Below are 23,802 nucleotides of genomic sequence, written 5' to 3'. Positions count from 1 at the left end.
GCGGCCGGCGCACGCGCCGGGGCCGGGGCCGCCGGCTGCGCCGAACGAGCAGGAGCGGAAGCACCCGCACCTCCCGCATCGCTCACGCCGACGCGCCGTTCCAGCCGCTCCACGCGCGCCAGCGCGCCGCGCTCGGTGTCGTCGCTCGACGGGACCAGCACGCGCGCGATCATCAGCTCGAGATGCAGCCGCGGCGAGGTCGCCCCGGTCATCTCGGTGAGCGCGGCGTTCACGATGTCCGCGGCGCGGCTGAGCTCGGCCGCGCCGAACTTCATCGCCTGCACGCCCATGCGGTCGAGCTCGTCCTGCGGCACGCCGCGCAGCACCGCGGCCGCGCCGTCGACGCTCGTCGCGGCGACCACGATCAGGTCGCGCAGCCGCTCCAGGAGGTCGTCCACGAAACGCCGCGGATCCTGGCCGGTCTGGATGACGCGGTCGACCGCGGCGAACGCGCCGGCGGCGTCGCGGGCGGCGATCGCGTCGATGACCTCGTCGAGCAGCGCGGCGTGGGTGTAGCCGAGCAGTGCGACCGCGCGCTCGTACTCGATGCTGCTGCCTTCGGAGCCGGCCATGAGCTGGTCGAGCAGGGAGAGGGTGTCACGGGGCGAGCCGCCCCCGGCGCGCACCACGAGCGGCAGCACGCCCGGCGCGACCGTCATCCCCTCGCTGTTGCAGAGCTGCTGGACGTACTCCAGCATCTGGGCGGGCGGCACCAGCCGGAACGGGTAGTGATGGGTGCGCGAGCGGATGGTGCCGATGACCTTCTCGGGCTCGGTGGTCGCGAAGATGAACTTCACGTGCTCCGGCGGCTCCTCCACGATCTTCAGCAGCGCATTGAAGCCCTGCGGCGTGACCATGTGCGCCTCGTCGAGGATGAAGATCTTGTAGCGGTCGCGGGCCGGAGCGAAGATGGCGCGCTCGCGGATGTCGCGCGCGTCGTCCACGCCGTTGTGGCTCGCGGCGTCGATCTCGACCACGTCGAGCGACCCGGAGCCGTCGCGGCTCAGCTCGATGCAGCTCGCGCACTTCCCGCACGGGGTGTCGGTCGGACCCTCCGCACAGTTGAGGCAGCGCGCCAGGATTCGGGCGGACGTGGTCTTGCCGCAGCCGCGCGGCCCGGAGAAGAGATAGGCGTGGTTGACCCGGTTGGTGCGCAGCGCCGTCATCAGCGGCTCGGTCACCTGCGACTGCCCGATCATGTCGGCGAAGGTGTCGGGCCGATAGCGGCGATACAGAGCGGTTACCACCCACACATGCTACTTGCCGCCGCTGACATTCCGGCCGTCCGGGGAAGACTCGCGGAAGACTCGGCCGCGACGACCTGCGGCCCGGCGCGCACACCGCCGGAGCTCAGTGCCCCGGCACCGACGACGGCGCCGTCAGGGCGGCCACGATGTCCGCCCAGAGGGCCTCCCTCGCCCGCTCGGTGGGCTGCTCGGCGGGGGCGGGAGGCAGCAGCAGCGGCGTGTACGGCGGCAGGTAGAACAGGTGCGTCGCGTCCGGCGCCTTCAGGTACGCGTCGCCCTCCCGCAGCGGACGCTTGCGCGCTGCGGCGTCGAGCCACGCGCAGCCGTCCCCGAGCTGCTCGTCCCGCCCCGCGCAGCCGAGCACGACGGGACCGGGGATGCTGTCGAGGTCCAGCACCGCGGCCGCCGCCGGGTCGTGCGTGCCCGTGGTGCACGGCACCCAGCCTCCGCCCACCGTCACGGCCGGGCTGGGCACCGGCGACGGGCAGATCAGCCCCGTCGTGCCGCCGGGCGCGATCGCGCCGTAGACCGTGCCGGGGTAGGCGGAGGCCGCCCACAGGGCCAGCTGGGCGCCGCGCGAGGCGCCGAAGGTGAAGATGCGCTGGTCGTCGACGCCCGGCTGCGCCCGCAGCCAGCTCACGGCCGAGAGGAATCGCTCGGCGGGGAGGCTGCGCAGCGGGTCGAGCTGCCCGGCCGAGCCGTACGTGGAGAGGTCGAGCGTCGGGAACCCGGACGCCGCCAGGGTCGCCGCGATGAGCACGCCCGTCGGCTCCCCCGGATCGGTGCCGTCGAACACGATGACGCCCGGCCGGACGCCTTCCGCCGACTTCGCCGGCTGGAAGTAGTCGCCCGTGATGCCGTCATCGAACACCGCACGCGACGGGGCCGCCACGGACAGCCCTGTGCGCTGCACGCGCGTCTCCGCCACGCGGCGCCCGGCGACGGAGGCCTGGAGGTCGACCGAGAAGGACGAGCCGCCCCACGTCACATCGGAGGTCGCCGCCGCGCCGGTGCTGCTCCGCATCGTCCAGAACAGCCCCATCCCGTCCGCCCCGGTGAAGGGCGCCTCAAGCGGGACGTCCCGCGCGAGGTCCACCACGCCGTCGGCCGGGACCGCGTACACGGCCTGCGACGACCACAGCCCGCCGGGCCGCAGCGACGCGCGCACCGTCACCTGCTGGCCGGGAGGAAGCGCGAGGATCCGGATGGCGACCGGCTGCCAGACCGGGCTCGGGTTCACGCTCAGCTCGAACCGCGGTCCCGCGTCCCCCTGCCGCGTCCCGCAGCCGGCGAGCGCCACGGCCGCGAGCGCGACTCCGACCAGCGCCGCGAGCACTCGGCGCGCGGTGGCACGGGTCGTTCCGGCGGGTCTCACGGTCCGGTGGCTCCTTCCAGCAGCGCGGTCACCCGGGACCAGAATGCCACCCTGGCGTCCTCCGTTGCCTGCGCCGTGGCGGCCGGGAGGTCGTCCAGCCCGATCGGCAGCATCGGCGGCGCGCTCAGCTCGTGCGCCGCGCCCTGGGCGATCAGCGTCTCCCCCGCCGCCCGCACGCCGCGTTCGTCCGCTCCGGCCCGAGTCCAGTCGCAGGCGCTCGGGAGCACTTCGTCGGCCGTGCCGCACGCGAGCAGCAGCGGACCGGGGATGCGGCTCAGCGGCAGGATGGGCGTGTCCGCGATCCGGCGGTTCGGGCTCGCGCAGGGCACCGGCCGTCCCTCGTTCAGCAGCGTGGGCGCGCCGGACGACGACGCGCACAGCTCGGCGGTCGGCCCGCTCGCGGCGATGGCGCCGTACACGGTCCGCGGCTCGCTGGCCGCGAACCACAGCGCGAGCGGCGCCGCCCGGCCGGTGCCGTAGACCACGATACGGTCCGGGTCGACGCCGGGACGCCGGGCGAGCCACGCCCGGGCGGCGTCGAAGGCCTCCACCGAGAGGGCGGCGGAGCCCGGGATCTGGCCTTCCGGCCCGAAGGCGGGGAGGACGAGCACGGGGAAGCCGATCGCGGCGATCCTCCTGGCGGCGAACGCGCCGGACGCTGCGCCGTCGTCGCCGTCGATGAGGATGACACCGGGGTGCGGATACACCAGCGTCGGGAGGGGCGTGAACAGCGTGCCCGCCTGGAGCGCCTCGGGGCGGAGTGTGGAGGGTTCCGGCGTGGAGAGGCCTGGTGCAGCGGGTCCCGGCCCGGAGAGGTCGGCGCCCGCCGCGGCCCCCGCACTGGCTGCCGGGTCGAGGTCGGCGGCCGTGACGGTGCGCTCGACGCTCTGGGCGGCCAGCGGCGATCGCTGCAGCTCGGCGGCCGCGACCCGGGCGCCGCCCTGCTCCGCGGTCAGCTCGACCCGCACCGGCGCCTCGGCCCAGGCGCGCTCCAGCTCCGGCTGGCTGAGCGACGGGCCGCGCATGCTCCAGAACAGCGCGGCGGCGTCCGGCCGCACGTAGGGTGCGGCGATCGGCTGCTGCGACGCGAGCTCCACCCGGCCCGTGGGCGGCACCGCGTAGACCGCCCGGGAGGTCCACGTGCCCGCCACGGTGGTCGCGGTCGCACGGAGGACGACGTCCTGGCCCGGCTTCAGTCCCGTGAGCGACACCACGACGGGGTCGGCCGCGCCGTTCCCGAACCGCGCGACGAGGATCCGGGCCCCGCCGGCCGGCACGACGCAGCCGGCGAGAGCGGCAGCCGCCGCGACCGCGACCACGGCGCCGAGCGCACGAAGCCGCAGCCGCCGACCTCCGCTCATCGCCCGCCCGCGCAGCTTGGTGGCCCTCAGTGCCTCCCGTCGCCCGCTCACGACAGCACCGCCCGCAGCAGCAGCTGCCCCACGGCGTTCCAGAACGCGATCCGCGCCTGCTCCGTCGCCTGCCCGTCGGCGCCCGACCCGTCGCCCGGCGCCGGGAGCGCTATCGGGAGTCCAGGCGGCACCGTGACCGCGTGCGCCGCGCCGGCGTTCACGAGCAGCTTGTCGCCGGCGCGCGGCGTCCGCGTGCTGCCGAGCGCCTGCTGAACGTCGCAGGTGCTCGGGAACACCCGGTCGACCTGGCCGCAGGTGAGGACCACCGGGCCGTTCACACCACCCAGCGGTGGAGCGGCCGTCGCGCCCGCCCCGGGCTGGCGTTCGCACGGGAGGCCGACGCTGCCCTCGAACACCGGTGACGCGCTGGAGCCCGCGAGGCAGAGCAGGGCCGCGGGTCCGGCGCCGGCGAACAGCCCGTGCAACTGCTTCGGGAACCGCGTCGCCGCCCAGATGGCGAGCTGTTCGGACACCCCGGTGCCGTAGACGAAGATGTGCCGCGCGTCGACGGCCTCCAGCCGGTCGAGCCAGTCCAGGATCGCGGCGATCGTCCCGGCATCGTTCACAGTGGAGAGGTGCACGCCGTCCGGCGAGGTCTCCGGAACCACGAACACCGACGCGCCGAACTGCGAGAGCAACGCCGCCGTGAAATCCGCCGAGGCCCCCGGCGTCGGATCGTCGAACATCAGCACGGCCGGTCCGGTCGGCCGTTCGACGGACGCGGCGTCGTAGAAGTGGCCGACCGGCTGGTCCTCGTGCGTCTCGTGCGGGGCCAGCGCGGTCCCCGGGTCGGGCGGGATCAGATCGTGCGTGTAGATCGTGCGCCCGTGCAGCGTGCCGCCCAGCCCCTGCAACCGGAACGTGCGCCTGGCCACCACCCGGTCGCCCTCGCTCGCGGTCAGCGTCACCGGGTTGGTGTCGCGCATCCACTGCTGCGCGAGGTCGGCCGGTCCGAGCGACGGGCCGCGCAACGACCAGAACAGGCCGGCCGAGTCCGGCTCGGCGAACGGCGCGAACAGCGGCTTGTCGCGCGCGAGGTCCACCGTGCCGTCACCGCTGACGTCGTAGCTGGCCGCCGAGGTCCACGTGCCGCGGGTGGAGCTGAGGGAGGCCGTGATGCGCAGCCTGGTCCCCGGCGCCGCGCCGATCAGCTCCAGCGGCACCGGCCAGAGCACCGAGCTGTAGCGGATCAGCGGCGGCGTGATGAACCGCGGCCCGACCTGATCACCGTCGGAGGCGCAGCCGCCGAGTGCCGCTGCGAGCGCGAGGGCGGCGACGACGGATGCGGCGAGCGCGCCCCGCAGCCGGGCCACCCGAGTGGTCCTGCCGTCCCGCCCGGCTCCCTCGCCGCGCCGCCGCATGATGCACCCGCCCGCTCAGCCTGCGCCCACCGCCTGCAGCGACTGGCGGGCGATCTCGAGCTCCTCGTCGGTCGGGACGACCAGCACGGCGACCCGGGAGTCGCCGGTGGAGATGAGCCGCGGTTCGGCGGAGGCGCTCGCGTTGCGCTCCGGGTCGAGCCGGATGCCTAGCACCTCGAGTCCGGCGCAGACCTCCGCCCGCAGCCGCGCGTCGTTCTCGCCGATGCCGGCGGTGAAGGTGAGCACGTCGAGGCCGCCGAGCAGCGCGGTGTACGCGCCGATGTAGTGCTTGAGCCGGTGCACCGTGGTGTCGAGCGCCAGGCGCGCGGCGGCATCCCCGGACTCCACGGCGTGCCGTACGTCGCGCATGTCGCCGCGGCCGGAGAGCCCGAGCAGGCCGCTGCGCCGGTTGAGCAGCTCGTCGAGGTCGTCGGTGCCGAGCCCCGCCCGCCGCGCCAGGTGCAGGAGCACAGCGGGGTCGAGGTCGCCGGAGCGCGTGCCCATGACGAGCCCCTCCAGCGGGGTCATGCCCATCGAGGTGTCGACCGAACGGCCGGCGTCGACCGCGCACGCCGAGGCCCCGTTGCCGAGGTGGAGGACGATCTGCTTCAGGTCGCCGAGCGGGCGGCCGAGGAACTCCGCCGCCGCGCCGGACACGTATTTGTGCGAAGTGCCGTGGAAGCCGTAGCGGCGGACGCGGTACTTCTCGGCGAGCTGCGCGTCGATCGCGTAGGTGTACGCCTCCGGTGGGAGCGTCTGGTGGAACGCGGTGTCGAAGACCGCCACGTGCTGCACGTCGGGGAACGCCTTCTTGGCGGCGCGGATGCCCTGCAGGTTCGCCGGGTTGTGCAGCGGGGCGAGGTCGGCGAGGTCCTCGATGTTGATCTCCACCAGGTCCGTCACGATCGTCGGCTCGAAGAAGCGCTTGCCGCCGTGGACGACCCGGTGCCCGACCGCGGCGAGCGGGTGCTCGTCCAGGTTCGGCCCCTCCGCGGAGAACGCGTCGAGCATGACGCGGAACGCCGCGGTGTGATCCGGGATGGCGAGCGTGGTCTCCCAGGCGCCGCCCGGCCCCTTGTGCCGGATGTGCCCGGAGGACTCCCCGATGCGCTCGATGAGACCGGAGGCCAGCGCCTCCTCGCCCTCCGCGTCGATGAGCTGGTACTTGAGCGACGACGAGCCGCTGTTGACCACCAGGACGGCGCTCATGTCAGCGCCGCCTGGATCGCGGTGATCGCCACGGTGTCCACGATGTCCTCCACGGTGGCGCCGCGGGACAGGTCGTTGATCGGCTTTCGGAGGCCCTGGAGCACCGGCCCGATGGCGACGGCGCCGGCACTGCGCTGCACCGCTTTGTACGTGTTGTTGCCGGTGTTGAGGTCGGGGAAGATGAACACCGTCGCGCGGCCGGCGACCTGCGAACCGGGCATCTTCGTGGCCGCGACCGCCGCGTCCGCCGCCGCGTCGTACTGGATCGGCCCGGCCACCGCGAGTTGCGGCGCGCGCTCTCGCACGAGCCCGGTCGCGGTGCGCACCTTGTCCACGTCGACGCCCGCGCCCGAGTCGCCCGTCGAGTAGGACAGCATGGCCACGCGCGGGTCGATGCCGAACTGCGAAGCCGTGCGCGCGGACGAGATGGCGATGTCGGCCAGCTGCTCGGCGGTCGGGTCGGGGACGACAGCACAGTCGCCGTAGACGAGGACCCGGTCGGCGAGCGCCATCAGGAACACGCTCGACACCACGGACACGCCCGGTGTGGTCTTGATGATCTCGAAGGCCGGCCGGATGGTGTGCGCCGTCGTGTGCGCGGCGCCGGACACCATCCCGTCGGCGAGGCCGAGGTGCACCATCATCGTGCCGAAGTAAGAGGGGTCGGTGACGGTGTCGGCGGCCTGATCGACCGTGATGCCCTTGTGCGCGCGCAGCGTCGCGTACTCGTTGGCGAACCGCAGCCGCAGCACGTCGTCGAACGGGCTCAGCACCTCCGCCTTGGTGATGTCCAGGCCGAGCTCGATCGCGCGCGAGCGCACCTCGAACGGCTCGCCGAGGATGGTCAGCCGCGCCACGCCCCGCGCCAGCACCGTGGCGGCGGCGCGCAGGATCCGGTCGTCCTCGCCCTCCGGCAGCACGATGTGCTTGTCCGCGGCGCGGGCGCGCTCGATCAGGTCGTACTCGAACATCAGCGGGGTGACGACAGCGTGCCGGGAGACGTCGAGCAGGGCGAGCAGCCGCTCCGCGTCGACGTGCCGCTCGAAGAGCGCGAGCGCCGTGTCGTACTTGCGCTGCGAGTCGGCGGCGAGCCTGCCGCGGGCGTGCGTGATGCGGACGACGGTGTCGTAGGTGTCCAGCCCGGTGCGCACGATCGGCAACGGCGAGCCGAGGCCGGCGAGCAGCCGCTCGATCGGCTCCGGCAGCTCGAAACCGCCGTTCAGGATGATGCCGGCGATGGACGGGAAGGTGCCGGACGCGTTCGCCATCAGCACGGCGAGCAGCACCTCGGTGCGGTCACCGGGGACAACCACGACCGAGCCCTCCACCAGCCGCGGCAGCACGTTGTTCATCGACATCCCGGCGACGACGACGCCGAGCGCCTCGCGTGCCAGCAGGGCCTCGTCGCCGCCGATCAGCTCGGCGCCGGTGACCTCCATGATCGAGCGGATGCTGGGCGCGACGAGGAAGAGGTCCTCCGGGATCGCCCACACCGGAGGGAGTTCCGGGCCGGATGCGATGGCCGAGCCCGCCGCCGCCACGGCACTGCCGACGGCCGCCACGATCGCGTCGAGCCGGTCCGCGTCCGCGCGGTTGGCGATGACCGCGACGACGCCGGCGTGCTCCTGGCGGAGCTCCGCGAGCGCCAGCTCCGCCAGCTGGCGGAGGTCCTCCGGAGAGCGCGGCTCGGCCTGGCCCAGCCGTTCGCCGAAGCCCTGGCCGATGCGTCCGCCCAGCACCAGCAGCACGGGTGCGCCGAGATTCGCGGCGATGCGCGCGTTGTAGCCGAGCTCGGTGGGGCTGCCGACGTCGGTGTAGTCGGAGCCTAGGATCACGACAGCGTCGCTGCGCGCCTCCACCTCCCGGAAGCGCCGGACGATCTCGCCGAGCGCGGCGTCCGCGTCCGCGTGCACATCGTCGTAGGTGACGCCGATCGCGTCGTCGTAGGTCAGGTCGGAGGTCACCCGGTCGAGCAGCAGCTCGAGCACGTAGTCCCGTTCGACGGCCGAACGCGCGATCGGCCGGAACACGCCGACGCGTTCGACGGAGTGCCGCAGCGACTCCAGGACGCCGAGCGCCACCGTCGACTTGCCGGTGTGTCCTTCCGCGGAGGTGATGTAGAGCGAACGGGCCACTGTCAGCGGGTCTCCTCGTCTGTGCTTCGGTCGGTGCCGGTGTCGGCGCGTGTGTCGCCGGCGTCGATGCGTTCGATGGGCGCGAGCCGGTAGCTGCCGTCGAGCACCGCGTCGCCCGGGGCGTACAGCCGCAGCAGCGGGCGGAACTCCCCGTCCGGCGCCGGGAGCCAGTTGGACGCGGCCTTCGCGTCGTCGGGACGGGCGGCGGCGATCGTGATGGTCAGCCCGCCGTCCTCGTCGTAGACGATCCCCGGCGTGCGATCGCCGATCGAGTACCGTGCGATCGGGTTCTCGACCAGGTAGAAGTGCGGGAGGTCGTACATCGTCAGCGACCAGAACGCGCCGACCGGCGGCGTCGGGCTCAGTCGCAGCCGGTACACGTGCGCGCCACTGAGCTGCTCGCCCGCGGCGTCCACGTAGGTCGGGAAGTAGGCGGCCTCGTAGCCGTGGTTGCCCCACAGACCGCCGAGGGCCGCCCCCGCGCGGCGGGCGTACCGGGTGGTCGGGTCGGTGAGCTGCCACTCCCGGCCGCTGTGCGTGCCGACCTCGAAGAAGTCGGTGTTGTAGTCGAACATGTGGAGGTTGACCTGCCAGCCGTCCGTCGTCGGCACGACGGAGTGCAGCGAGGACTCCAGCGCCTGCTTGCCGACGGTGTAGCCCTCCTCGAGCGCGTCGCGGACGTCCTCCGGCAGCTCGGCGATCGGCGTCTGGCCGGTCAGCCCGATCGGCTCGTAGGTCGCGAGGGCGTCGCGGTCGTGCTCGGCGGGCGGGAACTCCTGCGACCACACCCGCATCCGCTCGAAGAACGTGAGCGCCTCGCTCGGGCCGACCTCCACCTCCGGGATGCCGGCCGGCGGCGCGAACGTCTCCAGCGTCTGGGTGAGCGTCGTCGCGTCCTGGAGGGCGTGCACGGCGGGCAGGTCGGCCTCCCCCGCAACCGCCCAGCGGCCGACGATGGTGCCGATGCGGGTCGGGAAGCGGATGACGGCAGGGCCGCCGTCGCGCGGGTCGTCCTCCCAGCCGGGCGGGACGAGCAGGAACTCCCCCGCCGCCGAGCCGGTCGCGCGCGTCCCGACGTAGGCGAAGTTGTCCGTCCAGGCGTCCACGAACTGGAGCACGTAGTAGCGATCGCCGACCGCCGGGACGGTGAGGAGCACCGGCCCGACGCTCAGGTCGAGCTGCGCGATCGAGTACAGGGTGTCGTTGTTGACCGAGACGAAGGTGGTCTCCGGGCCGGCGAGCCTACGCGCGTGCCCGAACGTGTTGAACGGCGTCGGCGGCACAGCGCCGAGCCCGTCCCGGGTGAACCGTGCCACCTGCTCCAGGTCGAACACGAGCGGGAACCCGAGGACGAACGCCTCCGACGCCACCTCGGCGATCCCGTGCTCCACGGCTTCCTGCTCGGTCATTCGCGCACCTCGACTCGTCGAAGGGTCATTCTACAAAGCGTAGAACAATCTGGAGGATGTGGTCAGCTGCTGTGCTGCCCACACTCTACTTGGCGCGCGTGACGTGTTCCTGAACACGAAAAAGACCCCCCACGCACCCGCCAGAGCCCGGTTACCCTTGCTGCGTTTCCGCCCTGGGGGAGTTGGCCTGGATGGCGCCACGTGGGGAGCCGAAAACAAGTGTAGCGGGTCCGCCTGGGAGGGCGTGCACGGCGGCACCTCCGGCGTCCGCTAAGATATTGTGAGCCGTCGCCCACAGGGTGCCGGCAACCCAGGAGAATTCGCCTAGTGGCCTATGGCGCACGCTTGGAAAGCGTGTTGGGTGCAAGCCCTCGGGGGTTCGAATCCCCCATTCTCCGCCAGATTCCTCAGACGACGAAGGCCCCGACTCCCGCGTGATTACGCGGAAGACGGGGCCTTTGCTCTGTCCTCAGCCAGCCCGTGATCCATCAGACTTGAGAGTAGGATCTCGCGCGGTTTGTGTCACATGAAGGCAATCACCCACTAATCTTCGGCTGCCAGTGCTTGCGACGGCCGGCGCCCTAGCTCGGAGCCTCCCCACACCACGAGCCCGATCGCGGCGAGGGCGACGCCGAGCCACGCGACGCCGGTCCACCCGGCCCGTCCGTAGAGCACACCCGAGAGCCCCGAGCCGATCGCGCCGCCGAGGAACACGCTGGCGATGAAGACGGTGTTGAGGCGGGAGCGGGCGTCGGGTCGCAGGGCGTAGATCTCCTGCTGGCTGAGGATGAGGCTCCCCTGCACTGCCACGTCGAGGAGCACCGCCGCCAGCGCCAGCACGGCCAGGTTGTGCGCGACGAGACCGGCGACGGCCATCGCGACCGCCGCGAGCGCGAAGACGACCCCGGTCGCCGGGCGTCCCAGCCCTCTGTCTCCGATCCGGCCGGCGATGGGCGCTGCGGCCGCGCCGGCGGCGCCGACGAGGGCGAAGATCGCGATCTGCCACTGGGTCAGCCGGTGGTCGGCGATGAGTTCGGAGGCGATCGAGGTCCAGAACGCCGAGAACGTGGCGAACATGAGCGCTTGCAGCAGCGCCCGGCGTCGCAGTGCCGGTTCGGTGCGGATCAGCCGCCCGATCGACAGCAGGAGGCTGGCGTAGCCGCCGGTGTGGTCGGGCTTCCGGTCGGGCATCGCCACCGCGAGCAGGACAGCGATGATCAGCATCGCCACCGCCGAGATGGCGTACACGGAGCGCCAGCCCCACGCATCCGCCGAGAAGCTGGAGACGCTGCGAGCGAGCATGATCCCCAGCAGCAGGCCGCTCATCACCCGGCCCACGTAGCGTCCGCCCTGTCCGGCGGGAGCCAGGTGGGCGACGAACGGGATCACGATCTGCGCGACCACGGAGGTGAAGCCGAGGACGACGGACGCGACCAGGAAGAGAGGAAGGGTGGGCGCCAGCACCGCCATCGCCGCCGCGATCGCGGTCAGGATGAGTACCCGGGAGGCCAGCTTCCGGTTGTTCAGGAGGTCGCCGAGCGGCATGAGCATGAGGATCCCGGCGGCATAGCCTAGCTGCGTCACGGTCACGACGATGGACGCCGCGCTCTCGCTGATCCCGAAGCTGGAGCCGATCAGGCCGAGCAGTGGCTGCGAATAGAAGATGTTGGCGATGGTCGCGCCGGACGCAACCGCCAGGAGGAACGTCAGGATGCGGAGTCGTCGCGCACTCAACTCGATGCTCACACTGTCTCCCACGCCGACATGACGCGGTCGACCATGCTTCCGCGGCGGAAGTCCGGATCGAAGTGCTCGAGGACGTCGGCGTTGATGGTCCCGTACGTCGTGTCCGGGCGGTGCTTCAACCCCTCATAGAATGTCGCGAGGAACCCGCTCTTGAAGTCGTCGCGCGGGTACGACCGGAGGATCTCCCCCGCCACCTCCGGGTCGAGCTCGTCGACGCCGAGACCGACCGCGTCGGTGAGCACGCCGAGGTTGGTGGCGGCGATCACACCGCCCATCCGGCCGGGGATCTCCGTGGTTGTGTGCAGCGCGATCGCCTGCCAGACGGTCTCCGCGGCCGCGGCGGAGTAGCCGCCGGCGAGGAGGAACTCGCGTGCCAGGTCCGCACCGTCGACCTCGAACCGGTGCGGCGTCCGGGACGGCGGCGCGAGCAGTCCGCTGTCGTGGAACAGCGCGGCGAGGTAGAGCAGCTCCGGGTCTGGCTCGAGTCCGTGCCCTCGGGCGCGCAGCGAGCCGAACAGGAAGACCCGGAGCGAGTGGTCGAACAGCAGCGGGCTGCTCTGGCTCTTGACCAACCGCTCCGCTGCCTCGGCTCCGGGCGTGCCCGGGATCTCGACGCCTGCGATAATTCTGGACATGTCATGCTCCGTTCCGGGTCTGGATGTGGACTGTCGGTCCACCGTCCACGGTGCCAGCCGGCGTGCCACCCTCGCTGCGCCCGGCACGCCATGAACCACCCGAAAACGGACGCGGCCGGCCGCTCGGTCGTGATCCTCGTGTATGACGGTGCCAAGCTGCTCGACGTGGCCGGCCCCGCCGATGTCTTCGGCGAGGCGAATCGGCTCGGGGCGGACTACCGGATTGCGCTAGTGTCGCCCGACGGCGCGGAGGTGATCACTTCGGTCGGCATCCGGCTCGCGGTCGACGGCAGCGCCGAGCATGCCGCGACGGCGGACACCGTGATCGTCGCCGGGGCGGACGTGTACCCGAGCACCCGCGTCCCCTCTCCACTGGCCGACGCAGCACGGGCGCTGTCGCACCGGACGCGACGGCTGGCGTCGATCTGCACGGGCGCGTTCATCCTGGCGGAGGCCGGCCTCCTCGACGGTAAGCGCGCGACGACGCACTGGAAGGTCGCACAGGCCCTGGCCGCCCGCTATCCGCAGACCGCGGTGGACCTGGACGCCATCTACGTGCGCGACGGCCGCACCTACACGTCGGCGGGCGTGAGTGCCGGGATCGATCTCGCGCTGGCGCTGGTCGAAGAGGACTACGGCGCCGACCTGTCGCGCGACGTCGCGCGCGCCCTCGTGGTCTACCTGCAGCGGGCCGGCGGCCAGTCGCAGTTCTCGGCGCCGCTGCAGGGGGCGCCCCCGCGGACGCCCGCGCTCCGGCGCATCGCCGACCTGGTCGTGGCCGACCCGACCGCACGGCACACCCAGGCCGAGCTGGCCGAGCACCTCAATCTGAGCACGCGGCATCTCAGTCGGCTGTTCCGCGAGGAGCTGTCGACCACGCCGACGCGGTATGTGGAGTCCATCCGCTTCGACATCGCGCGGTCGCTGCTCGATCAGGGCTACAACGCGACGGAGGCCGCCGAGCGGGCGGGCTTCCCGAGCTACGAGAGCCTGCGGAGGGTCTTCTCCCGTGAGCTCGGGATCTCCCCCGCCGCGTACCAGCGCAGGTTCCACAGCGCTGCGCCGCAAGGCGCCGAGGACGGACTCGCGGTCATTCCTCGCTGACCTGCACGATCGTCTTGCCTCGCCCGGTGCTGCCGGTTTGGAACGCGACGGGTGCGTCGTCGAGCGAGACGACATCCCCGACGAACGTGCGCAGCCGGCCGGCGCGCACCCGCTGGGCGAGCTCGCTCAGCTGCCGCCGGTCGGGCTCCACCACGAAAAACACCGCGGTGACTCCTGGGCGCTGAACGGCCGGAGGCGCCGCGATTGTGACGAACGTTCCGCCGTCGCGGACGAGCCCGGCCGAATCGGCGCCGAGCTCGCCGCCGATCACATCGAACACGAGGTCGGCCTCCCCCGCGGCCGCCGGCCAGTTCCTCGCGGTCTCGACGAAGCGGTGGACGCCCGCCTCGATCGCCCGCTGACGGTGGGCGGGACGGCCAAGGCCGACCACGTATGCGCCCGCCTCGGCGGCCAACTGGGCGACCACCGAGCCGACGCCGCCGGCGACGCCGTTGACGACGACTGTCTGGCCGGCCCGGAGGCACCCGTGCTCGAAGAGACCCTGCCACGCGGTGAGGCCCGAGATCGGGAGGCTGGCCCCGGTGACGAAGTCGATGTCGGCGGGCAGTGGCGCGAGGTTGCGCGCCTCGACGGCGACGTGCTCGGCCAGCGCCCCGTCGCGCGTCCAGTCCGCGAAGCCGAACACGCGCTGGCCGACGGTCAACCCGGTCGTTCCGTAGCCGAGCGCGGTCACGACGCCGGCGAGCTCGTGGCCAGGGATGGTGGGGGTCCGATCGCGCCCGGTGCGGTCCGCCCAGGTGGCAGGCCAGTCCAGCTCGCCGGGTGTGAAACCGGCGGCGCGAACCTCGACGATGACGTCGTTCTCCGATGCGTGCGGCGCGGGCCGGCTCCTCACGGTCATGCCCGCGGTGCCGCGGGCCTTGTCGATCACGGTGATCGCTTTCATCAGCGTGCTCTCTCCTGTTCTGTGCTCGTCTGCGGTGCTCGCTCCCCCGGTCGCGTCACTCCGGCCACGCGGAGTCCTGGATGACCTCGACGAAGTCGGTCCGCCGGAAGCCGGGCACGAAGTGCTCGAGCACATCGGCGTTCACGGTGCCGAAGGTCGACGCCGGCCGCCCGGCGAACCCCTCGGTGAACGCACCCAGGATGCGCTCCTTGAACCGCGGGCGGGGGTGCGTGTCCACGACGGCCGCGATCTCGGCGTCCGTGAGCGCATCCAGCCGCAGGCCGAGCACGTCCGTCTCGACACCCGCCGTGGTGGCCGCGATGACAGGGGCCATGCGCCACGGTACGTCCGGAGTGGTGTGCAGCGCGATGGCCGTCCAGACCTGCTCCGCGTCAGCCGCGCTGAAACCGTGCTCGGTGAGGAACGCGCGCGCCCGGTCCGCCCCGTCCAGCTCGAAGCGCTGCTCGTCGCCGCGATAGGGCGGCACGAGTCCGAGGTCGTGGAACAGGGCAGCCACGTACAGGAGCTCCGGATCCGGTTCCAGGCCGGCACGGGCCGCCTGGAGCGAACCGAACAGGTAGACGCGCCGGGAGTGGTGGAAGATCAGCTCCGGCGTGGTGGTGCGGACCAGCTCGGTCGCGTCCGCGACCATACGACTGTCGGGGACGCAGACCCCGGCGATGACTTCGGTGGACACAGTTTCCTCCAGTGGATGCGGATGGGCAGTGGCCTGCCCGCTCCCCAGTCTGCGCGGCCGGCTCGCGGCCACGCCCCTCAGCATCGGCCACGAATGCCCCGAATTCAGACGAACGGCCGCTCGGGAACCAGCTCAAATCAGTAATTAGGGTCGTAAGTCGGCAAATACCCACGGATGCGCCGCGGGGTGCACGCCCAACGCGCGCAATGTCCGCGGCGGGGTGAAGGTCCTCAGATCGTTCTCAGCGCGCCCCGAAGAGCCGACTCCACAGTGCCGCGACGCGCCTCGTCCGAGTGCTCGGCTCCACTACGCGGGCGTCGGTTGCCGGCTCGGTCGACAATCTGCGTACGCGTACGGCGGCGAGATCGTGCAGATTGTTGCGTCGGGTTCCGTCCCAATTCGCGTACAGATACGAGCCGCCTATCGCTGAGATGGCGCGCACCGGCACGCGCACATACGAGTCAGGCCCCGTGACGTAGCAGGCCTCGCCGCGGTGGATTTGTGCCGAAGCGTACGTCGCGTCCACGACGCCGTGCGGTGTGATGAGAGCCACGATGGCTCCGAGCTCGTCTCGGGCGACGACTTCGATCTTCAGATCAGACATGGTTCCTCGGGTGGTGCAGCGGCTCGGAGCCGCGCTTGCGGAAGCTGGTGAGGCTGCACCGTGAGATGTATCGCGTCGATCGGTCGCCGCGAGAGCAACTGCGGCGACGTCCCCGGATCACAGGATAGGGAAACGACTATTGATCAGTCCAATAGCTGCCGCTTATTGCATTCATCTGCAGCTCGCATGAATTTCCCATGGAGAGGCCCGAGATCCGCACGGATCCGGGGCGCGCCCGCCCCTACCCGATGCTCTTCCGCCACCGCGCCGAGAAGCACATCGCGGCGAAGCCGATCGAGTCGTTGACGTCGAGCATGGGGCGGTTCTCCTCGGCGTTGATCGTCTCCACGCGTTCGCACGCGGGGAACCGTTCGGTCAGTTCGCGGAGGTTGGCGAGCTTCAGCAGCATCCCGAGCCGGTGTCCGCGGTGCTCGCGCAGGACCAGGGTGTCCATCTGCTCGGCCGGCCGGTCGGTTTCGGCCGACACGTCGAGTTCCGTGAACCCGACGGCCTGGCCGGTCGCCTCGTCGACCACGATCGACGTCAGCGCGACGCGGGGGCTGTCGGCCCAGAGGTCGTCGACGGCGCGGACGCGCTCCGCCGTCCACACGTCGGTCAGCTCGATGCCGGCGTTGGGGGCGTCGGTGCTCATCCGGGTGCGCAGCAGCGCGATGGACTCCACCCACTCCTCCGGCGTCCGACCCTGCCAGCTGACCGTCCGGTACCCGGTCGCCGCGGCGACCGCCTCGGCGAGGTGGGCGGAGAACACGTCCGCGTCGACGGGCAGCGGCAGGGCGCTGATGCGCCCCACCTGTTCGAGCGAGAAGCCCGCACGGAGCAGGAACCGGGTCGACGGGAGGTCGACCGGCACCGACCCGAACCCCGTCGGCGCGGGAACGGCCTCGCCCCCGACGCCCGCCGGATACGTCGTCTGATTCTGGATGGTCGTGCGGCCGGCCTCCCGAGCCAGCTGCTCGAGGCGGTCGTAGAGCGCGGAGCCGATGCCGCGGCCGCGGAACTCCGGGAGGACCCCGACCGCGCCCCAGCATTCGCTCGCGCCGGCCGGAAGCGCCAGGTTCGCCCGGGCGACGACACGGCCGCCGACCTTGGCGACGAGTCCGGACATCTGCCTCGACTCGTCCTTCCAGTCCGGGAGCAGTTCGGCGGCGGTCATGACATCGCCGGCGTGGCCGCGCTGCTCCGCCTCGACGGCGCTCCGCACCGCGGCGAAGGCGACGAAGTCCGCCGCATCCGGTGCGTCGACGCTCGCGGGGACGACGAGCGGCTCGATGGTGAAGTCCGAGAGCATGACGGTGTGATCTGAAGAAGACATGAAACCTCTTTGTTGGCAGGATCGATCGACTCACCCACGGCATGGGGAGGAAGGGAGTCACTGCTACAGAATCACGAGGGACAGCATTCCACAGCACCGGGCAGGAGGACAAGGCGGCACGCGAGGGACCGCGGTCGGCGCTGGCCGCCGCCACCAGGTCGTGCCAAGATCGCGTCTGACGATCGACGCAGAGCGGAGGACTCCGGATGGGAAGGTACCTGGACAGCACGAAACGCCTGACGATCTCCCCCGACGACGTGCCGGGCTTCCTCGGATGACCGGCTCCGAATCCGCGCAGCGGACCGACGCGCTGGAGGCCGCCGCACTCGAGCTCGCTGAGCGCGACCCGGTGCTGGCGCGGCTCCACGCACAGCTCGGCATCCCGCATTTCCCGATCCCCTTCGAAAGCCCGTTCGCGTCGCTGGTGCGCAGCATCACCTACCAGCAGATCGCCGGGGCGGCGGCGTCGGCCATCCACGGACGCCTGGTCGCCGCGCTCGGCGACATCGTGCCGGAGCGCATGCTGGCCCTGTCGGACGACGAGCTGCGACGCGTCGGACTGTCGAAGAACAAGGTGGCATCCCTCCGCGACCTCGCCGCACGGGTGGTCGACGGCGACGTCGTGCTCGACCACGAGTCGCTGGGCGAGCTCGGCGACGACGAGGTGATCGCCCAGCTCTCGCGTGTGCGCGGGATCGGACCGTGGTCGGCGCAGATGTTCCTGATCTTCCACCTCCACCGTCTCGACGTCTGGCCCGTCGGCGACCTGGCCGTGCGCAGGGGCTACGGCCTCGCGTGGCGGGTTCCGGCCCCGACGCCGAAGCAGCTCGAGGCGGCGGGCGACGCCTTTCGCCCCTGTCGGACCCTCGTGGCCTGGTACTGCTGGGCGGTCGCGGCCGATCCTGCCTACTCGGAGGCCGACTCTGCGGCTCCGGAGGCCCTGCAAACGGACGGTCAGTGACTCTCTGGGGATCTTCAGGACTGATCCGCCGCGAACTGCTGATCTTCGAACGAAGTCCCGCGATAGTAGCGGTATGCGCACACTCGTCGCTTCGCTGATCGGCGCAGTGCTGGCCGTGGCGCTCCTGTGGGCTCCCACGGGCGCGGTGGCGCCCGCCGGCGACTCCGTCTTCGGCAGTCGCCTCTACGTCGACCCCACCAGCGACGCCCGCCGGACGGCCGACCGGCTGGCCGCCGCGGGAGACGCTCACCGGGCGGCGCTCATCGAGCAGATCGCGAGCCAGCCCACGGCCGTCTGGCTGGGCGACTGGGACGGCCCGGCGCTGCTGGACAGCGTGATCCAGAGCCATCTGCGGGCCGCGGCCGCGCAGGGCGCGACACCGGTGTTCGTCACCTATGCGATTCCAGACCGCGACTGCGGGGACTATTCCGCCGGCGGCTTAGCGCCCGATCAGTACCTCGACTGGAACCGGCGGATCGCCGCGGCGCTTGCCGGCAGCTCGGCCGTCGTGCTGATCGAGCCGGACTCCCTCTCCATGCTGCCGAGCGCGAAATGCGCGGGAGTCGCGAACACCCGCCTCCCGCTCCTCCGCTCCGCCGTGAGCATCCTCAGCGCGGCCGGGCTCAGCACCTACCTCGACGGCGGCAACGCGCGCTGGCTTAGCCCGGGCCTTCAGGCGTCGTATCTGAAGGCGGCGGGCGTCGCCGGCGCGCGCGGCTTCTTCACGAACGTCTCGAACTTCGACACCACGCAGGCCGAGCGCGACTACGCCGGCAAGCTGTCTTCGCGCGTCGGCGGGAAGCACTTCGTGATCGACGTCTCCCGCAACGGCAAGGGCTGGACGGGCACCTGGTGCAACCCACCCGTCTCCGCGCTCGGCCAGAACCCGCAGATCACGGAGTCCCCGACGGCCAGACTCGATGCTCTGCTCTGGGTGAAGCACCCCGGCTCGAGCGACGGCACCTGCAACGGCGGCCCTCCGGCCGGGGCGTGGTTCGAGAGCGGGGCGGAGGCCCTGGTGCGGGGACGGGGGCCGGCAGCGCCGGCAGGTGAGCGTCAGCGCCGGTCGAACCCCGCCACGAGCAGGAGCCGGACGGACGCCGAGGTCAATTGCGCCGGGCGTTGGCGATGGCGAGGTTCAGATACGAGACCCTGAGCCCGAGCGAGTACTTCCGTTCCGACGGCACGGTTCCCGGGTCTCTGAGGCACGTCTCGACATCCTCCAGGTTCGTGGCGGTGAGCAGTGCGATGTTCTGCGGGGTGAGCTTGAACTCGATCGCGAGACCTTCGAGAATCCCGCGGAGTCGTTCGTCGTCGTCGATTTCGAGCCCCTGGATGAGCTGCGATCCGAGCACGGACAGACGCGTGGTCTCGTCGCCGGACAAGACGGGTGCCTTCGCCGAGAGTCCGGCGACGGAACGGTCGAGGAAATCGGCAAGACGCTCGCCGGCTATGCCGGTGATGGCGCGCAATGCTTCTTCCGAGATGCGGCCTTCAGCGATGATGCGCCGCAGCTCGTCCGCAGGGTTGTGGCCCGTGCCATCCATCGCCGTCGCGTCCTTTCTCACCCCTGGCGCCCCACACGCCGTTCGATCACTGTCATTAGAGCAGAGGGGTCGTCAGTTCTTGAAGGTCGTGTAGTTCGGCATGGTCTTCGCGACAGCCGCTCCCAGAAGAAACGCCGTGCCTTCCAGGACACCGCTGTAGGTGTGACCACGAAGATTGCTCGTAGCGATCGAGCCGGAGAACGCGAAGACGGGAGTTCGACCGCCAGACTGACCGTTCGTCAGGTTGGCCACAGTGAAAACCCCGGCGAAGGTCGTGACGGGGATGGACATCGCGATGCCGTAATAGAAGACGCCCTTCGAAGCAGTGACCGTCAGAGTTCCGGCATTGCCGCTGTACACCGTGAACAGCGAGATCCCACCGGGGCCGGGCTCGGGAGCGATACGCTCCATACCGACCGTCACCGTTTCACCCTCTGCGAAGGCGACCGTCTGACCGTCGATCGTGAGCTCATAAGCCGGTTCGCCACCGACCTCCGCGGCGTTCGCCGGCGCCGACATCATTCCAAGAGTAAGGACGGCTGCGACCAGCGCCACGATGTGGAAGGAGAATCTCCGCTTCGAACCGCGTCTGCGTGTCCCGTCGATCCCGCTCGAATTCGTCATTCCCGTCTCCTCCTCGAGACTCGCTTATCGCCCAATCGCGATGTCAGAAATACTATTTCTTACATCTGCAATTGGCAACTCGCGGGATGATCTCCGAGGGACGAACGCTCAGGGCGGCGCCTTCCCACCCAGCGCTCCTACTACTTCGTCCGCACCTCGAACCCCACCCCCAGCAGCTCCGCATCCCGCGATGACGGCCCCACCAGCAGCTCGAAAGCTCCCGCCTCCACCAGCCGCTCCCCCGCCGCGTCCACGATCGTGCACTCGGCGACCGGCAGGCGAAGCCCCACTCGCGCGGACTCCCCCGGTGCGAGCTCCACCTGGCGGTAGGTCTTCAGCTCCTTGTCGGCCCAGCTCACGCTCGTGACCAGGTCGCGCACGTAGACCTGCACCGTCTCGCGGACCGCGCGGTCGCCCGTGTTGGTGACCGTCACCCAGGCCTCGATGTCGTCGCGCACGTCGAGTTCGGAGTGTGCGAGGGTCAGGTCGGCGTACTCCACCGTCGTGTACGACAGCCCCTGCCCGAAGGCCCACGCCGGCGCCTGGGTGAGATCGGCGTAGCGGTCGCCGTGCTGGCCGCGGAGCTGGTTGTAGTACGTCGGCTGCTGGCCGACGTGGCGGGCGAACGAGATCGGGAGGCGGCCGGAGGGCTCGACGCGGCCTGCCATGATCTCGGCGATCGCCTGGCCGCCGAGCATTCCGGGGTTGGCGGCCCACAGCACGGCGGCGGCCCTCGCGACCGATGCCGGCAGCACGAGGGGCTTGGAGGCCAGCAGCACGACGATCACCGGTTTGCCGGTCGCGATCACCGCGTCCAGCAGGGCGATCTGGCCGCCGATCAGCTCCAGCGTCGCGGTGGAGCGGCCCTCCCCGACGAGCTCGATCCGGTCGCCGACCACGGCCACGACCACATCCGACTCCGAAGCAGCGGCCACCGCCTCGGCGATCAGGTCCGCGTCCGGCGCGGATGGCACGACCACGGGGGGCCGCGGCTGCCCGTCCGGGAACGTCGCACCGCGCGGGTCGTCCTCCAGGGTCAGGATGTCGGCGCCACGGGCGTGACGCACGGTCCAGCCGTCGATCGCGCGCAGGCCGTCGAGCACCGTCGTGATCATCTCGCGCGGCTGCCCGTCGAGCCAGCCGGCCTGGCCGGAGCCGCCGGCCCAGTCGCCGAGCTGGGTCTGGGCGTCGTCGGCGAGCGGGCCGACCAGGGCGACGCGCAGCGACGGCTGCGTCAGCGGCAGCGTGCCGTCGTTCTCCAGCAGCACGATCGACCGGCGGGCGATCTCCAGGTTGAGCTCGGCGTGCGCGGCGTTCCCGACCACGGCGTCCAGGTCCGGCGACGGGAGGCGCGGGTCCTCGAACAGGCCGAGGTCGAACTTGAGCGTCAGGATGCGGGCGACGGCGGCGTCGAATGCGTCCTCCGCGAGCATCCCCCGCTCGACGGCCTCCAGTGCGCCCTCGTAGAACCCCGGGGTCGTCATCACCATGTCGTTGCCCGCGCGCACCGCTGCGGCCGATGCGTGCGCGTAGTCGGGCTGCACCTTCTGCTCCCAGACCATCCGGCCGACGTTGTCCCAGTCGGTGATCAGCGTGCCGGTGTACCCCCACTCGCCGCGGAGCACCTCGCTCAGCAGCCAGTCGTTCACGGTGATCGGCACGCCGTCCGTGGTCTGGTAGCCGAGCATGAAGGTGCGGCAGCCCTCGCGGGCCACCCGCTCGAACGGCGGCAGGAACCAGCTGCGGAGCTTGCGCCGCGAGATGTCGGCCTCGCTCGCGTCCCGGCCGCCCTGCGTCTCCGAGTAGCCGGCGAAGTGCTTGGCCGTGGCGAGGATCGCGGTCGGGTCGTCCAGCCCGGTCCCCTGATAGCCGCGCACCATGGCGCTGGCGAGCTCGCCGATGAGGAACGGGTCCTCACCGAAGGTCTCGCTGATCCGGCCCCAGCGGAGGTCGCGGGCGATGCAGAGCACCGGCGAGAACGTCCAGTGCACGCCCGTCACGGCGACCTCCACAGCGCTCGCGCGGGCGACGCGCTCGATCAGCTCGGCGTCCCACGACGCGGCCATGCCGAGCTGGGTGGGGTAGATCGTCGCGCCGGGCCAGAACGAGTGGCCGTGGATGCAGTCCTCGCCGACCAGCAGCGGGATCCGCAGCCGGGTCTCGGCTGTCAGCCTGTTGGCCTCCAGGATGCGCTCCGGCGACGTGTGCAGGATGGAGCCGACGGCCCGGCGCAGGATGTGGTCCTGGAGGTCGTCGCGCGCGTCGAGCTGGAGCATCTGCCCGACCTTCTCCTCCACCGTCATGCGGCCGAGGAGGTCGCGGACACGTTCGGCGGTGGTCAGTGCCGGGTCCTTGTACGGAAGGGCCTCCTCGATGGTCGCGGTGCTGGTGGACGGGAGGGTCGAGGTCATGCGGAGTCGCTTTCGGGTGTGGCTGCGGCCGGAACGGCCGTGACGGGAGACGTGCGCACCTGGGTGACGGCGGCGTTGACGTTCATGCCCTTGCGCTTCATCGCCCTGGCGCGCTCGCCCGCCGAGCGGAGGCGCGGGTTGACGTACTCGTCAATGCCGAAGTTGATCAGGGCGAGGGAGACGCCGAGGAGCGCGATGCACAGGCCGGCGGGGACGTACCACCACCAGTAGTCGGGGAACGCGTTGTTCTGCTGCGCCCAGAACAGGATGGTGCCCCAGTTCAGGTTCGACACCGGGATGACGCCGATGAACGCGAGCGTGGTCAGTCCCAGCACCGCGGCGGTCATGGTGCCGACGAAGCTGGAGGCGATGATCGCCATCAGGTTCGGCAGCATCTCCACCAGGATCACCCGGTGCAGCGGCTCGCCGTTCGCGCGCGCGGCCTGGATGAAGTCCCGGTTGCGCAGTGACATGGTCTGCGCGCGCAGCACGCGGGCGCCCCACGCCCAGCCGGTCAGGCCGAGCACGGCGGCGATGAGCGCGAGCGGCGGGTCCTGGAACTGCGAGGCGACGATGATCATCAGCGGCAGGCCGGGGATGACCAGGAACACGTTCGACAGCGCCGACAGCGACTCGCTCTTCCAGCCGCGCAGGTAGCCGGCGGTCACGCCGACGACGATCGCGACGACCGTGGCCATGAACGTCGCCAGGAAGCCGACGACGAGCACGCCGCGGGTTCCGTAGACGAGCTGGCTGAAGACGTCCTGGCCGATGTGCGTCGTGCCCAGCAGGTGCGTGAACGACGGCGGCTGCAGCGTCTCGTCCAGGTGCTGCGCCTCCGGGTCGTACGGCGCGATCAGCGGCGCGAAGATCGCGACCAGCACGAAGACGCCCAGGATGATCAGGCCGGTGGCCGACTTGGGGTTGCTGAACATGGCCAGGGAGGCCTTGAGCTGCGACCAGAAGGTGGCCTTCGCCGGGGCGGAGGGCTGGCGGGCGGCCGCCTGGATCGCGGCGGTGCGCGGCTCGGTCGTCCGGGGTTCGGCGGTGCGCGGCTCGGCGGTCCGGGGTGCTTGCGTGGTCAT

20 protein-coding genes, 1 tRNA gene and 1 other RNA gene are annotated in these 23,802 nt (G+C 71.4%); 4 read left to right on the top strand and 18 right to left on the bottom strand.

Going from position 1 to position 23,802, the window contains the following annotated elements; all coding sequences use genetic code 11:
• From AC3A3H_RS04800 to ffs, 8 genes are all read right to left on the bottom strand, one after another.
• On the bottom strand, positions 1 to 1,247 hold a 1,247-nt coding region (locus tag AC3A3H_RS04800; protein ID WP_487613403.1), incomplete at its 3' end, for a DNA polymerase III subunit gamma and tau.
• A gap of 103 nt (positions 1,248 to 1,350) precedes the next feature.
• Positions 1,351 to 2,622 (bottom strand): acyl-CoA thioesterase/BAAT N-terminal domain-containing protein, encoded by a 1,272-nt coding sequence (locus AC3A3H_RS04795; RefSeq protein WP_487613402.1) that lies wholly within the window; start codon positions 2,620 to 2,622, stop codon positions 1,351 to 1,353.
• Positions 2,619 to 4,034 carry an acyl-CoA thioesterase/BAAT N-terminal domain-containing protein gene (locus tag AC3A3H_RS04790; protein WP_487613401.1) on the bottom strand — a complete coding sequence of 472 codons (1,416 nt, stop codon included), beginning with the start codon at positions 4,032 to 4,034 and terminating at the stop codon, positions 2,619 to 2,621. Before AC3A3H_RS04790 ends, AC3A3H_RS04795 begins: the two co-directional genes overlap by 4 nt.
• Positions 4,031 to 5,347: an acyl-CoA thioesterase/BAAT N-terminal domain-containing protein gene (locus tag AC3A3H_RS04785; protein WP_487613400.1), complete on the bottom strand. Its 1,317-nt coding sequence runs from the start codon at positions 5,345 to 5,347 to the stop codon at positions 4,031 to 4,033. The genes AC3A3H_RS04790 and AC3A3H_RS04785 overlap by 4 nt, the downstream gene beginning before the upstream one ends.
• Positions 5,348 to 5,410: 63 nt before the next feature.
• Positions 5,411 to 6,604, bottom strand: coding sequence for an acetate/propionate family kinase (locus AC3A3H_RS04780; RefSeq protein ID WP_487613399.1), 1,194 nt, complete (start codon positions 6,602 to 6,604; stop codon positions 5,411 to 5,413).
• Positions 6,601 to 8,739 (bottom strand): phosphate acetyltransferase, encoded by a 2,139-nt coding sequence (gene pta / locus AC3A3H_RS04775; protein WP_487613398.1) that lies wholly within the window; start codon positions 8,737 to 8,739, stop codon positions 6,601 to 6,603. The genes AC3A3H_RS04780 and pta overlap by 4 nt, the downstream gene beginning before the upstream one ends.
• Positions 8,740 to 8,741: 2 nt before the next feature.
• Positions 8,742 to 10,148 carry a DUF1254 domain-containing protein gene (locus AC3A3H_RS04770; RefSeq protein WP_487613397.1) on the bottom strand — a complete coding sequence of 469 codons (1,407 nt, stop codon included), beginning with the start codon at positions 10,146 to 10,148 and terminating at the stop codon, positions 8,742 to 8,744.
• 117 nt (positions 10,149 to 10,265) lie between these two features.
• An RNA gene (gene ffs, locus AC3A3H_RS04765) (signal recognition particle sRNA small type) lies at positions 10,266 to 10,362 on the bottom strand.
• 99 nt (positions 10,363 to 10,461) lie between these two features.
• On the opposite strand from ffs, the gene AC3A3H_RS04760 reads away from it, so the two are divergent.
• Positions 10,462 to 10,549, top strand: a tRNA-Ser gene (locus tag AC3A3H_RS04760).
• 142 nt (positions 10,550 to 10,691) lie between these two features.
• Here the strand turns inward: AC3A3H_RS04760 and AC3A3H_RS04755 are convergent.
• Together AC3A3H_RS04755 and AC3A3H_RS04750 are read right to left on the bottom strand one after the other, a co-directional pair.
• Positions 10,692 to 11,894 (bottom strand): MFS transporter, encoded by a 1,203-nt coding sequence (locus AC3A3H_RS04755; protein WP_487613396.1) that lies wholly within the window; start codon positions 11,892 to 11,894, stop codon positions 10,692 to 10,694.
• A complete protein-coding gene (locus AC3A3H_RS04750) occupies positions 11,891 to 12,529 on the bottom strand; it encodes an HD domain-containing protein (RefSeq protein ID WP_487613395.1) in 639 nt (212 codons plus the stop codon). Before AC3A3H_RS04750 ends, AC3A3H_RS04755 begins: the two co-directional genes overlap by 4 nt.
• A 90-nt stretch (positions 12,530 to 12,619) precedes the next feature.
• Here AC3A3H_RS04750 and AC3A3H_RS04745 point away from each other — a divergent pair, with 90 nt between their 5' ends.
• A complete protein-coding gene (locus AC3A3H_RS04745) occupies positions 12,620 to 13,633 on the top strand; it encodes a GlxA family transcriptional regulator (RefSeq protein ID WP_487613394.1) in 1,014 nt (337 codons plus the stop codon).
• Here the strand turns inward: AC3A3H_RS04745 and AC3A3H_RS04740 are convergent.
• From AC3A3H_RS04740 to AC3A3H_RS04725, 4 genes are all read right to left on the bottom strand, one after another.
• Positions 13,620 to 14,540, bottom strand: coding sequence for an NADP-dependent oxidoreductase (locus tag AC3A3H_RS04740; RefSeq protein WP_487613393.1), 921 nt, complete (start codon positions 14,538 to 14,540; stop codon positions 13,620 to 13,622). The genes AC3A3H_RS04745 and AC3A3H_RS04740 overlap by 14 nt on opposite strands.
• Positions 14,541 to 14,595: 55 nt before the next feature.
• Complete coding sequence (locus tag AC3A3H_RS04735; RefSeq protein ID WP_487613392.1) at positions 14,596 to 15,237, bottom strand: HD domain-containing protein; 642 nt, start codon at positions 15,235 to 15,237, stop codon at positions 14,596 to 14,598.
• 241 nt (positions 15,238 to 15,478) lie between these two features.
• Positions 15,479 to 15,841: a hypothetical protein gene (locus tag AC3A3H_RS04730; protein WP_487613391.1), complete on the bottom strand. Its 363-nt coding sequence runs from the start codon at positions 15,839 to 15,841 to the stop codon at positions 15,479 to 15,481.
• A gap of 241 nt (positions 15,842 to 16,082) precedes the next feature.
• On the bottom strand, positions 16,083 to 17,174 hold the full coding sequence (locus tag AC3A3H_RS04725) for a GNAT family N-acetyltransferase (RefSeq protein WP_487613390.1): 1,092 nt from the start codon (positions 17,172 to 17,174) through the stop codon (positions 16,083 to 16,085).
• 274 nt (positions 17,175 to 17,448) lie between these two features.
• Between AC3A3H_RS04725 and AC3A3H_RS04720 the strand changes: the two genes are divergently transcribed.
• Both AC3A3H_RS04720 and AC3A3H_RS04715 read left to right on the top strand, forming a co-directional pair.
• Positions 17,449 to 18,135 carry a DNA-3-methyladenine glycosylase family protein gene (locus AC3A3H_RS04720; protein ID WP_487613389.1) on the top strand — a complete coding sequence of 229 codons (687 nt, stop codon included), beginning with the start codon at positions 17,449 to 17,451 and terminating at the stop codon, positions 18,133 to 18,135.
• A 73-nt stretch (positions 18,136 to 18,208) separates the two neighbouring features.
• Positions 18,209 to 19,291 carry a glycoside hydrolase family 6 protein gene (locus AC3A3H_RS04715; protein ID WP_487613388.1) on the top strand — a complete coding sequence of 361 codons (1,083 nt, stop codon included), beginning with the start codon at positions 18,209 to 18,211 and terminating at the stop codon, positions 19,289 to 19,291.
• On the opposite strand, the gene AC3A3H_RS04710 is transcribed toward AC3A3H_RS04715, so the two are convergent.
• The 4 genes from AC3A3H_RS04710 to AC3A3H_RS04695 form a co-directional block, all read right to left on the bottom strand.
• Positions 19,242 to 19,703, bottom strand: a complete 462-nt coding sequence (locus tag AC3A3H_RS04710) for an HTH domain-containing protein (protein WP_487613387.1) — start codon at positions 19,701 to 19,703, stop codon at positions 19,242 to 19,244. The two genes, AC3A3H_RS04715 and AC3A3H_RS04710, sit on opposite strands and share 50 nt — an antisense overlap.
• 51 nt (positions 19,704 to 19,754) lie before the next feature.
• On the bottom strand, positions 19,755 to 20,306 hold the full coding sequence (locus AC3A3H_RS04705) for a hypothetical protein (RefSeq protein WP_487613386.1): 552 nt from the start codon (positions 20,304 to 20,306) through the stop codon (positions 19,755 to 19,757).
• 140 nt (positions 20,307 to 20,446) lie between these two features.
• A complete protein-coding gene (locus tag AC3A3H_RS04700; protein WP_487613385.1) occupies positions 20,447 to 22,717 on the bottom strand; it encodes an exo-beta-d-1,3/1,6-glucosidase in 2,271 nt (756 codons plus the stop codon).
• Complete coding sequence (locus AC3A3H_RS04695) at positions 22,714 to 23,802, bottom strand: ABC transporter permease (RefSeq protein ID WP_487613384.1); 1,089 nt, start codon at positions 23,800 to 23,802, stop codon at positions 22,714 to 22,716. The genes AC3A3H_RS04700 and AC3A3H_RS04695 overlap by 4 nt, the downstream gene beginning before the upstream one ends.

Source organism: Leifsonia sp. Soil_N53 (genome assembly GCF_057655165.1).
This window is presented reverse-complemented; position numbering and strand designations above follow the sequence as displayed.